Annotated in this window: 13 protein-coding genes; 5 read left to right on the forward strand and 8 right to left on the reverse strand. The window is 63.2% G+C overall.

What is annotated here, in order from left to right:
• Positions 1-16: 16 nt before the first annotated feature.
• Positions 17-877, reverse strand: coding sequence for an EAL domain-containing protein (locus AC1D0N_RS15585; RefSeq protein ID WP_477245332.1), 861 nt, complete (start codon positions 875-877; stop codon positions 17-19).
• The gene (locus tag AC1D0N_RS15590) at positions 874-1,815 is read right to left on the reverse strand and encodes an EAL domain-containing protein (RefSeq protein ID WP_477245334.1); all 942 of its coding nucleotides are present in this window, start codon (positions 1,813-1,815) and stop codon (positions 874-876) included. The genes AC1D0N_RS15585 and AC1D0N_RS15590 overlap by 4 nt, the downstream gene beginning before the upstream one ends.
• A gap of 152 nt (positions 1,816-1,967) precedes the next feature.
• On the opposite strand from AC1D0N_RS15590, the gene AC1D0N_RS15595 reads away from it, so the two are divergent.
• Positions 1,968-3,170, forward strand: a complete 1,203-nt coding sequence (locus tag AC1D0N_RS15595) for a pyridoxal phosphate-dependent aminotransferase (RefSeq protein WP_477245336.1) — start codon at positions 1,968-1,970, stop codon at positions 3,168-3,170.
• Positions 3,171-3,252: 82 nt separating this feature from the next.
• On the opposite strand, the gene AC1D0N_RS15600 is transcribed toward AC1D0N_RS15595, so the two are convergent.
• The gene (locus AC1D0N_RS15600) at positions 3,253-3,648 is read right to left on the reverse strand and encodes a (R)-mandelonitrile lyase (protein WP_477245338.1); all 396 of its coding nucleotides are present in this window, start codon (positions 3,646-3,648) and stop codon (positions 3,253-3,255) included.
• A gap of 254 nt (positions 3,649-3,902) precedes the next feature.
• On the opposite strand from AC1D0N_RS15600, the gene AC1D0N_RS15605 reads away from it, so the two are divergent.
• The 3 genes from AC1D0N_RS15605 to AC1D0N_RS15615 all read left to right on the forward strand — a co-directional run bounded on the left by AC1D0N_RS15605 (position 3,903) and on the right by AC1D0N_RS15615 (position 7,187).
• Positions 3,903-5,954 (forward strand): elongation factor G, encoded by a 2,052-nt coding sequence (locus AC1D0N_RS15605; RefSeq protein ID WP_477245339.1) that lies wholly within the window; start codon positions 3,903-3,905, stop codon positions 5,952-5,954.
• A gap of 482 nt (positions 5,955-6,436) precedes the next feature.
• Complete coding sequence (locus tag AC1D0N_RS15610) at positions 6,437-6,718, forward strand: hypothetical protein (protein ID WP_477245341.1); 282 nt, start codon at positions 6,437-6,439, stop codon at positions 6,716-6,718.
• Positions 6,690-7,187, forward strand: a complete 498-nt coding sequence (locus tag AC1D0N_RS15615) for a methyltransferase family protein (RefSeq protein ID WP_477245343.1) — start codon at positions 6,690-6,692, stop codon at positions 7,185-7,187. The genes AC1D0N_RS15610 and AC1D0N_RS15615 overlap by 29 nt, the downstream gene beginning before the upstream one ends.
• 22 nt (positions 7,188-7,209) lie before the next feature.
• Here the strand turns inward: AC1D0N_RS15615 and AC1D0N_RS15620 are convergent, their stop codons facing one another.
• Together AC1D0N_RS15620 and trxB are read right to left on the reverse strand one after the other, a co-directional pair.
• Positions 7,210-8,106, reverse strand: coding sequence for a LysR family transcriptional regulator (locus AC1D0N_RS15620; RefSeq protein WP_477245345.1), 897 nt, complete (start codon positions 8,104-8,106; stop codon positions 7,210-7,212).
• Between the two features lie 78 nt (positions 8,107-8,184).
• Entirely contained in the window at positions 8,185-9,159 is a 975-nt protein-coding gene (trxB, locus tag AC1D0N_RS15625; RefSeq protein WP_477245347.1) for a thioredoxin-disulfide reductase, read from the reverse strand.
• A 267-nt stretch (positions 9,160-9,426) separates the two neighbouring features.
• Here trxB and AC1D0N_RS15630 point away from each other — a divergent pair, with 267 nt between their 5' ends.
• Positions 9,427-9,897: an Lrp/AsnC family transcriptional regulator gene (locus AC1D0N_RS15630; RefSeq protein ID WP_112560993.1), complete on the forward strand. Its 471-nt coding sequence runs from the start codon at positions 9,427-9,429 to the stop codon at positions 9,895-9,897.
• On the opposite strand, the gene AC1D0N_RS15635 is transcribed toward AC1D0N_RS15630, so the two are convergent.
• From AC1D0N_RS15635 to rfaE1, 3 genes are read right to left on the reverse strand one after another with little or no spacing between them, the layout of a single operon-like run.
• Entirely contained in the window at positions 9,894-10,559 is a 666-nt protein-coding gene (locus AC1D0N_RS15635) for a D-glycero-alpha-D-manno-heptose-1,7-bisphosphate 7-phosphatase (RefSeq protein ID WP_477245349.1), read from the reverse strand. The two genes, AC1D0N_RS15630 and AC1D0N_RS15635, sit on opposite strands and share 4 nt — an antisense overlap.
• Positions 10,552-11,124 carry a D-sedoheptulose-7-phosphate isomerase gene (locus AC1D0N_RS15640; protein ID WP_477245351.1) on the reverse strand — a complete coding sequence of 191 codons (573 nt, stop codon included), beginning with the start codon at positions 11,122-11,124 and terminating at the stop codon, positions 10,552-10,554. The genes AC1D0N_RS15635 and AC1D0N_RS15640 overlap by 8 nt, the downstream gene beginning before the upstream one ends.
• 7 nt (positions 11,125-11,131) lie before the next feature.
• Positions 11,132-12,625: a D-glycero-beta-D-manno-heptose-7-phosphate kinase gene (gene rfaE1, locus AC1D0N_RS15645; protein ID WP_477245353.1), complete on the reverse strand. Its 1,494-nt coding sequence runs from the start codon at positions 12,623-12,625 to the stop codon at positions 11,132-11,134.
• Between the last annotated feature and the right edge of the window lie 8 nt (positions 12,626-12,633).

Raw genomic sequence — 12,633 nt, forward strand, 5'->3', positions numbered from 1 at the left:
TGTTTTGGCGCGTCCATCAGCGGCGTTGATGCAACGGGATGACCTTGTTGTCGGTGCCGAGCAGCGTGTCGATGCGCAGCGGTTCTTCATTGAAGATCGTGCCGGCGAGCGCCGGCCGCGCCAAGAGAAAGCCCTGCAGCAGGTCGACACCTCCCTCCAGTGCAACGCGAAGGTGCACGGACTGCTCGATCCCCTCGACCAGCACCTTGGCGCCGCGGTCATGCAGCATGGAGACGAGCGGCCGAAAAAACCGCTCGGCGGCGGCATGGCGGCAGAATTCCGCAAACCAGGCGCCGTCGATCTTGACGATGTCGGGATGCAGAAGGCTTATCCGCTCTTCCGTCGAGTGGCCGGTGCCAAAATCGTCGATGGCGATGCGGAAGCCGCTACGCCGCATCTCGCGCACCAGGCTGATGAGCACCTTGTCATCGGCCGCCTGCTCGGTGATCTCGCAGACCAGCATCGCCGGATGCAGGCCGAGATCGCCGAGATGCCTGGCCATCAGCCGGATTTCGGCCAGCGCCCGTCCGGGATGATCGTTGATCAGCGGGTTGTAGTTGAAGAACAGGTTAAGCCCATCGACACCGATATTGCGGAAATTCCTGAGATGCAGCATCCGGCACATGGTTTCGACAAACAGGCGATCCTCTACTGGCACGCCGCCGAAAAACACCGATGGCGCAACCGGCATGCCTGCGCGGTGCGGCTCGACCAGCGCTTCGACCGCGACCGCCGTCAGTGACCGGCCGCGCGGCATGAAGATCGGCTGATAGGCGCTCTTCAGCCGGAACTCGCCATAGATGCCATATTCGATCCCGATCTCGTCGGCAAAGATCGCCTCGCTGGCGTTGCGCCGCCTGTCGCCGGGGCGGATCATGGCGTCTTCCTGCGCCCGAATGCTTTCACCGGGCGTGCCGACGGCGCCGCGGTTGGCTTGGAAGTCCCAGCATCGGCTGCCGCGGCCGATGGCTGCGTGTCCTTGCCGAAGGCACGAAAACTGGTCGGTGCCAGTTCCGGTCGCCCCACCGCGAAACCCTGCACCATGGAGGCTCCCGATTTTTCGGCCAGCTCAAGCTGCCAGCCTTCCTCGATGCCCTCGAACACGGTGCGGATGCCTTGCTGTTCGAAGCTCGTCACCATGGCGGTCAACAAGGCAAAGCCGGCGCCGGACTCCATCAGCTGTGTGATCCAGTGCGCATCGAACTTGACGATGTCCGGCTTGAGGTCCTTGACGCGGTTGATGTCGGACTCGTCGGCGCCGTAATCGTCGACGGCGATGCGAAAACCATTGGCCTTGAGCGCCGCGACGAAACTGTACAGCGTTTCCTGCGATGCCGATTTCTGCTCGGTCACCTCGCAGACGACACGGCGCGGATCGATGCCGGCCTCCTGCAGAACAAGCCGCATGTCGCGCAGCGCATGGTCGGAGATGGCGCGATCGGTGAACACCGAGGGGTCGAAATTGATGAAGATGGACGCCTCTTCCGGCAGGCATGCGCCGGCATTCAAAAGGTGAAGTGTCCGTGTCAGCGCCTCGATATGCAGGCGGTCGCCAGCCGGACAGCTCCTGAAAAAACTCATCGGCGATTGCGGCTCGCCGTCGCGAAACGGCCGGATAAGCCCCTCGAACGCGACAACCGACAGCTTGCCATTCCTGAAGGCGAAGATCGGCTGGAAGGCGCTCTGCAGCGTATAGATGCCCCAGACACCGGTGGAGGTGCCGTCATTCTGGCGGACGATGTGGTGGGCAAGCCCGATGCTCGACACGGTTCCTCGCTCCGCAAGACGGGCGGAATTGGACCGCGATCCTGCCATGCAAAGGGTCTACCCCTCGTTAATGAATTTAGTGTTGCCGAGGATTTGAGCCCTGGCTCACCCGACAGTGCTTGCGCTTGGCTAAATGATGCGACATGAGAAGCGCCGCGGCCGCTGGTGGCCGCGCCGATCCTCTCTGGAGACATTTGGTCATGGCCTTTCTTGCCGACGCCCTTTCCCGCGTAAAGCCTTCCGCGACCATCGCGGTGACGCAGAAAGCGCGCGAGCTGAAAAACGCCGGCCGTGACATTATCGGCCTGGGTGCCGGCGAGCCGGATTTCGACACGCCTGACAACATCAAGAATGCGGCGATCGAGGCCATTCGCCGCGGCGAGACCAAGTACCCGCCGGTTTCAGGCATCGCGCCGCTGCGCGAAGCGATCGCGAAAAAGTTCAAGCGCGAGAACAATCTCGACTACCGACCGGAGCAGACCATTGTCGGCACCGGCGGCAAGCAGATCCTGTTCAACGCCTTCATGGCGACGCTTAACCCCGGTGACGAGGTCATCATCCCGCGTCCCTACTGGGTGAGCTATCCCGAAATGGTGGCGATCTGCGGCGGCACCTCGACCTTTGCCGACACCTCCATCGACAATGGCTTCAAGCTGACGGCGCAGGTGCTGGAAAAGGCAATCACGCCGAAGACCAAATGGCTGCTGATGAACTCGCCGTCGAACCCGTCGGGCGCTGCCTACACGGAAGCCGAATTGCGCGCGCTGGCCGATGTGCTGTTGAAGCATCCGCATGTCTGGGTGCTGACCGACGACATGTACGAGCATCTGACCTATGGCGACTTCGTCTTCAAGACCATCGCCGAGGTCGAGCCGAAGCTTTATGAGCGCACGCTGACCATGAACGGCGTGTCGAAGGCCTATGCCATGACCGGCTGGCGCATCGGCTATGCGGCGGGTCCGGTGGCGCTGATCAAGGCGATGGACATGATCCAGGGCCAGCAGACCTCCGGCGCCTGCGCCATCGCGCAATGGGCCTCGGTCGAGGCGCTGAACGGCCCGCAGGATTTCATCGCCAGGAACAAGGCGATCTTTCAAGGCAGGCGCGACCTCGTCGTCTCGATGCTCAACCAGGCGCGTGGCATCACCTGTCCGTCGCCAGAAGGCGCCTTCTACGTCTATCCGTCCTGCGCCCAGCTGATCGGCAAGAAGACCAAAGCCGGCAAGGTGATCGACACCGACGAGACTTTCTGCTCGGAACTGCTCGAGGCCGAAGGCGTCGCGGTCGTGTTCGGTTCGGCCTTTGGCCTTGGGCCCAACTTCCGCATCTCCTACGCCACGTCGGAGACGCTGCTCGAGGAAGCCTGCACGCGCATCCAGCGCTTTACCGCATCGCTGACCTGATCGGCACATCGACGAGAACCATGAAAAACCCGGCCGCGCGGCCGGGTTTTTTTACACCGGTTCCAACAGAGTCTTTGTGGCCTCAGCCGCCATACTGCTCGTCGGTCACCTGCTCCATCCAGTCGGCATGGGAGCCGTCCAGCGCCTCCTGCATGGCCATGTGCGTCATCGCCGATTTCGGACCGGCGCCATGCCAGTGCTTTTCGCCCGGTTCAAACGAAATGACGTCGCCGGCCTTGATGTCCTGGATCGGCCCACCCCAGCTCTGCGCCCGACCGGCGCCCGCGGTGACATACAGCGTCTGGCCAAGCGGATGGGTGTGCCAGTGGGTGCGTGCGCCGGGTTCGAAGCTGACCATGGTGGCGCGTAGCCGCGCCGGCGCTTCCTTCTCGATGACCGGCGTCTGCAACACACGGCCGGTAAAGTACTTTTCCGGCGCGATGATGGTCGCGACGCTGCCGCAGGCAATGATCTTCATGACAGGCAATCCTCAATCTGGTGGCGTGGCCATGGCGGTGCCGCCCGCTCTTCCGCCGATGGCAGTGTCGTCCGATCTCGCGGGCGGTGCAACCACCTGGGCGAGCCAACAGTGCCGGCTTCCTATTTTCCTTGCCCCGCCGGCAAACCCGTGGGACGATGGTCTTGGGCAGGTGGCGAACGAAAAGAACCCCGCCCGCGACGGTCGACAGGCCGGCCGCCGCTCCCAGGGAAACGCCTGAGTGGAGGTCAGTCATGGGTACTCGCGCCGGAGGACGACGCACGGGACCGAAATGCATTGCCATAGTCGGTCCCTTCGCAAGCGGTAAGACGACACTTCTCGAAGCCATACTCGCCCGTACGGGCGCCATTCCCCGCCAGAACCCCGTTTCATCAGGAAACACCGTTTCCGATCATTCGCCCGAGGCGCGCGCCCACGCCATGAGCGTCGAGGCGACCGTCGCCACCACCGAATTCATGGGCGAGCAGATCACCTTCGTCGACTGCCCCGGCTCGATCGAATTCTCCTTCGAGGCCGAGCCGGTGCTGGCCGCTTGCGACCTCGCCGTGGTCGTCGCCGAAGCCGACGAGAAGAAGATCCCCGCCTTGCAGCTGATCATGCGCAAGCTCGACGATCTCGGCGTGCCGCGCATCCTGTTCCTGAACAAGGTCGACAAGGCAATCGCCGGCGTGCGCGACACGCTGAAGATGCTGCAGCCGGCAAGCTCGGTGCCGCTGCTGCTGCGCCAGATTCCGCTGCGCAAGGATGGCGTCGTCGTCGGCTCGATCGATCTCGCGCTGGAGCGCGCCTACATCTATCGCGAATATGCCGAAAGCGAGGTTGCCCAGATTCCCGGCGACGATAAGGCGCGCGAACTCGAGGCGCGTTTCTCCATGCTGGAGACGCTCGCCGACCACGACGACCAGTTGATGGAGCAGTTGCTGGAGGAGATCGAGCCGCCCAAGGACGAGATCTTCGATGACCTCGCCGCCGACCTGCGCGCCGGCATCGTGACGCCGGTGCTGATCGGCACCGCCGAAAAGGGCAATGGCGTGCTGCGCCTCTTGAAGGCAATCCGCCACGATGCGCCCGATATCGAGGCGACCCGCAAGCGCCTCGGCGCACCCGACGGCAATGCGACCGTGGTCCAGGTGATGAAGACCATTCACACCGCGCATGGCGGCAAGCTTTCGGTGTCGCGCATCCTGTCCGGCCAGCTTGCCGATGCCTCGGAGCTCTATCTCTCGACGGGCGAGACGGCAAAAGTCTCTGGCATCTACAGAATGCTCGGCAAGGACCAGTCGAAACTGACCTCCGCCAAGGCCGGCGATACGGTGGCGCTGGGCAAGCTCGACGACGTCAAGACCGGCCAGACGCTTGCCACAACCAAGGGCGGCATCAAGCCGCTGGTCACCCTGGCGCCGCCGCAACCGGTCTTCGCCTTCGCGCTGCGGCCGAAGGAACGCAAGGACGAGGTCAAGATGTCGGCCGCCATCCAGCGCCTCGCCGAGGAGGATCCCTCGCTCAGCCTGCGCCACAATCAGGATTCGGCAGAAACCGTTCTGTCGGGACATGGCGAGATGCATCTGCGCGTCGTGCGCGAGCGGCTGGAGGGCAAGAACCAGATTCCGGTCGAGGGCCACGCTCCGGCGGTCCCCTACCGTGAGACGATCCGCAAGTCTGTCCAGCAGCGCGGCCGCCACAAGAAGCAGTCGGGCGGCCACGGCCAGTTCGGCGACGTGGTGATCGAGATCAAGCCGCTGCCGCGCGGCTCCGGTTTCCAGTTCTCAGACACCATCACCGGTGGCGTTGTGCCGAAAACCTATATCCAGTCGGTCGAGACCGGCGTGCGCGACTATCTGAAATCCGGCCCTCTTGGCTTTGCGGTGGTCGATGTCGCCGTCAACCTTTCCGACGGCTCCTACCATGCCGTCGATTCCTCGGACATGGCCTTCCAGATGGCGGCCAAGCTGGCGATGAAGGAAGGCATGGCCGCCTGCTCGCCGGTGCTGCTTGAACCGGTGATGAAGGTCGAGATCGTCACGCCGTCCGACGCCACCTCGAAGATCATTGCCCTGATCCCACAGCGGCGCGGCCAGATCCTCGGCTACGACGCGCGGCCCGATTGGCCGGGATGGGATGTCGTCGAGGCGACCATGCCACAAGCGGAGATCGGCGACCTGATCATCGAATTACGCTCGGCGACCGCAGGCGTCGCCACCTATCGCAGCGTTTTCGATCACATGGCCGAGCTCACCGGGCGTCTCGCCGACGAGGCGATGAACGCCAACGGCAAGGCTGCCTGAAACAGGCGCTGGCGGTGGCGGCTTGCCTTCGCCATCAGCACCGACATGAAAACGGCGCCCGGATAATCCGGGCGCCGTTTTGCGGACCGTCTTTGTGGGAGGTAAAAACGGCAGGCCCGCCGCACGATTTCCGCCGTGTTGGCCGGCAGAGAAAAAGGTTCGGACGCGGTAGCCGCCTGAGCCCGGATCGTTCGAGTGATGCCCCCATCTCCCGAACGAACCACACCGCGTCCTATGGTCTGCTTAATCCATAGAGTGCATCCGCGACATGTTACCTGGGGTTACATGTCACTGTTACGCGGCAATGCTGGTCAATTTTCCGCTGGCCCTAACAGGGTTCGGGCAACAAAAAAGCCGGATCAATAAAGATCCGGCTGAGTTTGATTGGAAGTGCCTGTTAAGGCTAACCTCCAGAGGGGAACACTCGCGGGCGCTAATGGGAGGAGAACGCGCCCAGGAGATGAACTATATATGTGCTCATCATGCCCAAGAAACAAGCATCTATTTTGCAACACACGCATGCAAAAAGACGCAGTCTGTGGTCCAACCCATTCCCGGACCCGATAGGACCAGAAAAAACCACCAAAATGGGCGCGCCCGGCACCAAAGCCATTGCGGAACCGCCAATCCGAACCGATTCTGTTGCCGAAATTCGCAAAACGCCGAATGATGCTGAATCGGGCAGCCGGCGTTTATTTTTACGGCACCAGGCCGTGAACCGGCGGGGAGACCTCGATGCGAACACCTCAGGCAATTGCCGGTAGCGCGCTGTTCTTCATCGCCGCACCATGCGTCGTCGCCGGACTGGTGCCCTGGCTGTTGACGGATCGCTACCATCTGGCGCTGTCGGCCGTGCCGGGCTTTGCCGCGGTCGGCGCGATCCTCATTGTCGCGGCCGCGGCCTTGCTGCTGCATTCCTTCACCCGCTTTGCCCTCGAAGGCCTGGGCACGCCCGCCCCGGTGGCGCCGACTGAAAGACTGGTCGTCGGCGGCATCTACCGCCATGTACGCAACCCGATGTATGTCGCCGTGCTGTCGATCATCCTTGGCCAGGCGCTGCTGTTTTCGAGCTGGGCGGTCGTGGTCTACGCCGTCATCGCCGCCACCACGATGATCTCGTTTGTGAAGCTCTATGAGGAGCCGACGCTGGCCCGCCGCTACGGCGCCGAATACGAAACCTACCGCAGCAACGTTCCCGGCTGGCTGCCACGGCTGACACCGTGGCGCGGATAAATCCGTTGGGAATTGGTCAGGTTTAGAAAGACCAGCTGCGCGCCTTGGCGATAATGAAATCGCGAAACACATGCAGCTTCGCCTGGTTCTTCATCGCGTCCGGATAGGCGAAATAGGTGTCGAAAGACGGCACTTCGGTCTCCGGCAGCAACTGCACCAGACCTGACTCCTTGCTGATCACATAGTCGGGCAGCATGGCGATGCCGGCGCCGCCCTGCACGGCGCGCTTGATCGACAGGATGTCGTTGATCTGCAGCGTCGGCACCCTTTGCCCGCCTTCGAAATCGCCGACTGTTTCCAGCCAGTTCAACTCCGACAGATGCGAGGGCACCGGCACGCCGAAGGTGACGATGCGATGGTTTTTCAGCTCGGCCACCGAAGCCGGCTTGCCGTGTTTGTTGACATAGGCCGGCGAGGCATAGAGGTGGAAATGCACGGTGAACAGGCGGCGCTGGATAAGGTCCGGCTGCTGCGGCTGGCGCAGCCTGATCGCGCAATCCGCCTGGCGCATGGTGAGGTCGAGTTCCTCATTGGCCAGGATCAGCTGCAGGCTGATTTCCGGATAGAGTTCGATGAATTCCTGGACCCGCTCGGTCAGCCAGCCGGCGCCGAGGCCCACCGTCGTCGTCACCCGCAGCACGCCGGAAGGCCGGTCCTTGGCCTCGGTCAGCCGCGACTTGATCGTCTCCAGCTTCATCAGCACGTCATGCGCCGTGCGAAACAGCATCTCGCCTTGCTCGGTCAGCACCAGACCGCGGGCGTGGCGATTGAACAGCGGCACGCCGACGTCGTGCTCAAGCGCGCTGACCTGGCGTGAGATCGCCGACTGCGACAGATGCAGCGTCTCGGCGGCATGGGTGAACGACCCAGCCTCCGCCGCTGCGTGAAACACGCGTAGCTTGTCCCAGTCCAACGCCATGAGTTCCCCTCGTTCTGGTTTGGCGTCTGAATGAAAAATCAGGCTTTTGAACGGCTTGTCCCGCCGCTTTGATTAGATTTATTCCGCCGCTTCGCGGTGCACCTCAATGCCGGCCAGATACTTTTCCGCCTCGAGTGCGGCCATGCAGCCGAGCCCCGCCGCCGTCACCGCCTGGCGGTAGATGTCGTCGGTCACGTCGCCTGCGGCGAACACGCCCGGCACGTCGGTGCGGGTCGAATCCGGCGCCGTCCACAGATAGCCGTTGGGCTTCTGCTTCAGCTTGCCGGCGAACAGCTCGACCGCCGGCGCATGGCCGATCGCCACGAACACGCCGTCGACCTTGAGATGCGTTTCCTCGCCGGTCACCGCGTTGCGCAGCTTCAGCCCTTCCACCGAGGGCGGCAGCGGTGTTTTGCCGGGCCGGCCGGTGATCTCGTCGACGATCGTGTCCCAGATGACGCGGACATTTTCCTTCTTGAACAGCCGCTCGCGCAGGATGCGCTCGGCACGGAAATCGTTGCGCCGGTGAATGACCGTCACGCTCTTGGCGAGGTTGGAGAGGTAGAGCGCCTCCTCGACCGCCGAATTGCCGCCGCCGATCACCGCGACATCCTTGCCGCGATAGAAGAAGCCGTCGCAGGTGGCGCAGGCCGACACGCCAAACCCCATGAAGGTCTGTTCGGTCGGGATGCCCAGCCATTTCGCCTGCGCGCCGGTGGCGATGATCAGCGCGTCGGCAGTGTAGGTGGTGCCGGAATCGCCCTTGGCGCGGAACGGCCGCACATTGAGATCGACCTCGGTGATGATGTCGTTGATGATATCGGTGCCGACATGCTCGGCCTGCTTGAGCATCTGTTCCATCAGCCACGGACCCTGGATCGGATCGGCGAAGCCGGGATAGTTTTCGACATCGGTGGTGATCATCAGCTGGCCGCCCTGCTGCAGGCCGGCGACCAGCATCGGCTTCAGCATGGCGCGGGCAGCGTAGACCGCCGCCGTATAGCCGGCAGGGCCGGAACCGATGATAAGAACAGGCGCGTGCTTGGTGGTCATCTAGAGCCTCTGCGGAGAGCAGCCAGCGATTGTGGCATGGAAATCTCGTTGATATCGCGCGTAATGTAAGTGCTGCCCGCCACGCCAGCAAGGCGAGTTGGCATTCGTCCCCGGAAAGCTTCCGCGCCAAGGGCTGTCGCCGTGTCGACAGCCCGAGAAATCCTTCAAAGGCCCAGGAAATCCTTCAAAGGGAGGGATGGAATGGACAGTGAACTCGTTTAATTACAAAATCACGAAAGATTCTTTCGCGCCGCACGAAAGCCGCCCATGCCGCTCAAAGCCGACCTCGATGCCATCGACTGGAAGATCCTGCGCGAACTCCAGGGTGACGGGCGCATGACCAATGTCGAACTGTCGAGCCGCGTCGGCATTTCGGCGCCGCCTTGCCTGCGCCGCGTTCGGCGGCTGGAGGAAACCGGGATCATCCGTGGCTATCGCGCGCTGCTCAATGCACCGGCGCTCGGCATGGACGTCGTCGCCTTTTGCCTGATCGGCCTGCATCATCAGGCCGATGCAGAGCTCAAAACCTTCGCCGAACGCACGCGCGGCTGGCCGATCGTGCGCGATGCCTGGATGGTGTCGGGCGAATCCGACTTTTTGCTGCATTGCGTGGCGAGCGACCTCGGCACGTTCCAGACCTTCGTCATCGAGCAACTGGCTTCGGCGCCGAATGTCGACACCGTGCGCACCGCGCTCACCATCCGCCGCGTCAAGGACGAAGGGCTGGTGGCGTTCTAAGCCACGCCTAACCCGGCAATTGAGTCGCACAGTCTGCGGTAGTCATTGCCCGTCATCAGCTTGCGCGTCGAAAAACTGCCGTCCGGGGCCTTTTTGTTGAACCGGCCGCCGACCAGCCAGCCTTCCACCAGCCCAGCCCTTCGACCGGCTTCCATGTCGTCAGCCTTGTCGCCGACGATGATCGATCGACCGATGTCCACACCCAACAGATCACGAGCACGCAAAATCATGCCCGGATTGGGCTTGCGCATCGGATGATCACCTATCGCCAGTTCACCCGTGCCGCTCGAATGGTAGGCGCAGGCAAGCACCATATCGATATGGCATTGCTCGGCTTCGAGAAGTGCCAGCAGTCTGGCATTCACGGCGGCGAATTCCGGCCAGCCGAAATAGCCACGGCCTATACCTGACTGATTGGACACTATGACCGTAGGAAGGCCGACGATATTGGCAGCTCGGATTACTGGCAGCATTTCTGGCCGCAGGACGATGTCGGCCGGATCACTGGGATAACCCGTATCGACATTGATGGTGCCATCGCGATCAAGAAACAGCGCCGGTGTCTCCGGGGCGAAAACCCTGGTGCCGATCCGCTCGACCCATAGTCCCGCCTCTTCGAGTGGATATGGGTCCGGCTTCACAGGCAGCGTCCCGTCAGCCATTGCTCAGGCGCGCTTCGACCACCTCGCACAGATGATGGTAGAGGCACAGATGCCCCTGCTGGATGATCGGCGTCGAGGTCGAGGGCACGTTGAGCAGGATGTCCGACAGCGGTTTCAGCTTGCCGCCTGTGTCGCCGGTCAGGCTGATCACTGTCATGCCCATCATGCGCGCCTGTTCGGCGGCGGCGAGGATACTCGGCGAATTGCCGCTGGTCGAGATGGCGAGCAACACGCCGCCGGCCGAACCATGCGCCTCGACCTGGCGCGAGAACACCGTGTCAAAGCCGTAATCATTGCCCCAGGCGGTCAGCACCGCGGCATTGGCCGGCAGCGCGATGACATTGTAGGCCTTGCGCTCCCTAAGGAAGCGGCCGACCAGTTCGCCGGCGATATGGATGGCGTCGCTGGCCGAACCGCCATTGCCGGCGATCAGCAGCGCCTTGCCCGAGGAAAGCGCCGACACGACAGCGCTGACCGCGCGTTCCATCTCGGCCGTGAGGTCGCGCTCGACCATTGCGTTGATCGCGGCCGCCGAGCGGACCAGATAGTCATTCAGTTCGGACATCAAATCCTCAGTTCGTGTTGCCGCCGGCCCGCAATTTTCCGATGGTGCCGGTCGTGCTTTTGCCGGCGACGAGATCGACCAGCACGACGCGCCCGCCCGCCTTCTGCACCACGTCGGCGCCGACCACGGTCTCGACCGTGTAGTCGGCGCCCTTGACCAGTATGTCGGGCAGCAAGGCTTCGATCAGCGCCAGCGGCGTGTCTTCCTCGAAGACAACGACTGCGTCGACCGAGGCAAGCGCTGCCAGCACGCAGGCGCGGTCATGCTGGTCGTTGACCGGGCGCCCCGCGCCCTTCAGCCTGCGCACCGAGGCGTCGCTGTTGAGGCCGAGAACCAGGCGGTCGCACTGGCTGCGCGCGGCGTGCAAGAGGCTGACATGGCCGGCATGCAGGATGTCGAAGCAGCCATTGGTGAAGCCGACGCTCAGGCCCTCGTCCTTCCACGCCGCGACCATGCGCGCGGCTGATGTGGCGTCGAGGATCGCATCCTTGTGGGCGGTTGGCCCGTGCGAGCGAAACAGCGCGCCGGTGAGTTCCTCGACCGTCAGCCGCGCGGTGCCGCGTTTGCCCACCACCACGCCGCCGGCGGCATTGGCGATGGAGGCGGCCATGACGCGGTCGGCGCCGGCGGCAAGAGCCAGCGCAAACGTTGCGATCACCGTGTCGCCGGCGCCTGAGACGTCAAACACTTCGCGCGCCTGGGTGGAAATATGCCGGGCATCGTCCGGGCCGATGACGCTCATGCCTTTCTCGCTGCGCGTCGCAACGACGAAATCGAAGCCATGGGCTGCAATCAACGCGCGCGCGGCCGCCACGATCTCCTCATCGGCAAACACCGCGCGGCCGACGGCCTCGCCGAGTTCCTTGCGGTTGGGCGTGATCGCGGTCGCCCCGGCATAGCGCGCATAGTCGCGCCCCTTCGGGTCGACCAGCACCGGCTTTCCCGCCTCGCGGCAGATCGAGATCAGCTCGCCGGCAACGCCGTCGAGCAAGATGCCCTTGCCGTAGTCGGACAGGATGACGATGTCGGCCTGTTTGAGCGCTGCGCGGAAATGCCGGATCAGCGTCGCCCGCTCCGCTTCGCCTAGCGGCTTGATCTCCTCCTCGTCAAAGCGCAGCACCTGCTGGTTGAGCGCACTGAAGCGGCTTTTCGACGAGGTCATGCGATCGCCGTCTTGCGCCAGACCGCTTGTGTCGACGCCCAGTTCCCCGAGCATGCGCACCAGTGTGTTACCAGCCGTGTCGGCGCCGATTGCCGACACCGGTATGGCGGACGCGCCCAGCGAAACGATGTTGGCGATGACATTGCCGGCGCCGCCCATCGCAGCCGTTTCGCCGCGCCCGTGCAGCACCGGGATCGGCGCTTCCGGCGAAATCCGCTCGATGACGCCATTGACGAAACGGTCGAGGATGAAGTCCCCGACCACCAGCACGGTAGCACTGCCAAAACGCGCAATGGCGCGGTGTAAGGGTTCGGAAGAAGAGGGATTGTGCTTGATCATGTCATCTG

The organism is Mesorhizobium sp. P2_E10, assembly GCF_056404235.1.

Excerpts from the sequence above, each read along its gene's own strand:
- AC1D0N_RS15585 (WP_477245332.1), bottom strand. The coding sequence starts at position 877 with ATGATCCGCCCCGGCGACAGGCGGCGCAACGCCAGCGAGGCGATCTTT.
- AC1D0N_RS15590 (WP_477245334.1), bottom strand. The coding sequence starts at position 1,815 with ATGGCAGGATCGCGGTCCAATTCCGCCCGTCTTGCGGAGCGAGGAACC.
- AC1D0N_RS15595 (WP_477245336.1), top strand. The coding sequence starts at position 1,968 with ATGGCCTTTCTTGCCGACGCCCTTTCCCGCGTAAAGCCTTCCGCGACC.
- AC1D0N_RS15600 (WP_477245338.1), bottom strand. The coding sequence starts at position 3,648 with ATGAAGATCATTGCCTGCGGCAGCGTCGCGACCATCATCGCGCCGGAA.
- AC1D0N_RS15605 (WP_477245339.1), top strand. The coding sequence starts at position 3,903 with ATGGGTACTCGCGCCGGAGGACGACGCACGGGACCGAAATGCATTGCC.
- AC1D0N_RS15610 (WP_477245341.1), top strand. The coding sequence starts at position 6,437 with ATGCCCAAGAAACAAGCATCTATTTTGCAACACACGCATGCAAAAAGA.
- AC1D0N_RS15615 (WP_477245343.1), top strand. The coding sequence starts at position 6,690 with ATGCGAACACCTCAGGCAATTGCCGGTAGCGCGCTGTTCTTCATCGCC.
- AC1D0N_RS15620 (WP_477245345.1), bottom strand. The coding sequence starts at position 8,106 with ATGGCGTTGGACTGGGACAAGCTACGCGTGTTTCACGCAGCGGCGGAG.
- trxB (WP_477245347.1), bottom strand. The coding sequence starts at position 9,159 with ATGACCACCAAGCACGCGCCTGTTCTTATCATCGGTTCCGGCCCTGCC.
- AC1D0N_RS15630 (WP_112560993.1), top strand. The coding sequence starts at position 9,427 with ATGCCGCTCAAAGCCGACCTCGATGCCATCGACTGGAAGATCCTGCGC.
- AC1D0N_RS15635 (WP_477245349.1), bottom strand. The coding sequence starts at position 10,559 with ATGGCTGACGGGACGCTGCCTGTGAAGCCGGACCCATATCCACTCGAA.
- AC1D0N_RS15640 (WP_477245351.1), bottom strand. The coding sequence starts at position 11,124 with ATGTCCGAACTGAATGACTATCTGGTCCGCTCGGCGGCCGCGATCAAC.
- rfaE1 (WP_477245353.1), bottom strand. The coding sequence starts at position 12,625 with ATGATCAAGCACAATCCCTCTTCTTCCGAACCCTTACACCGCGCCATT.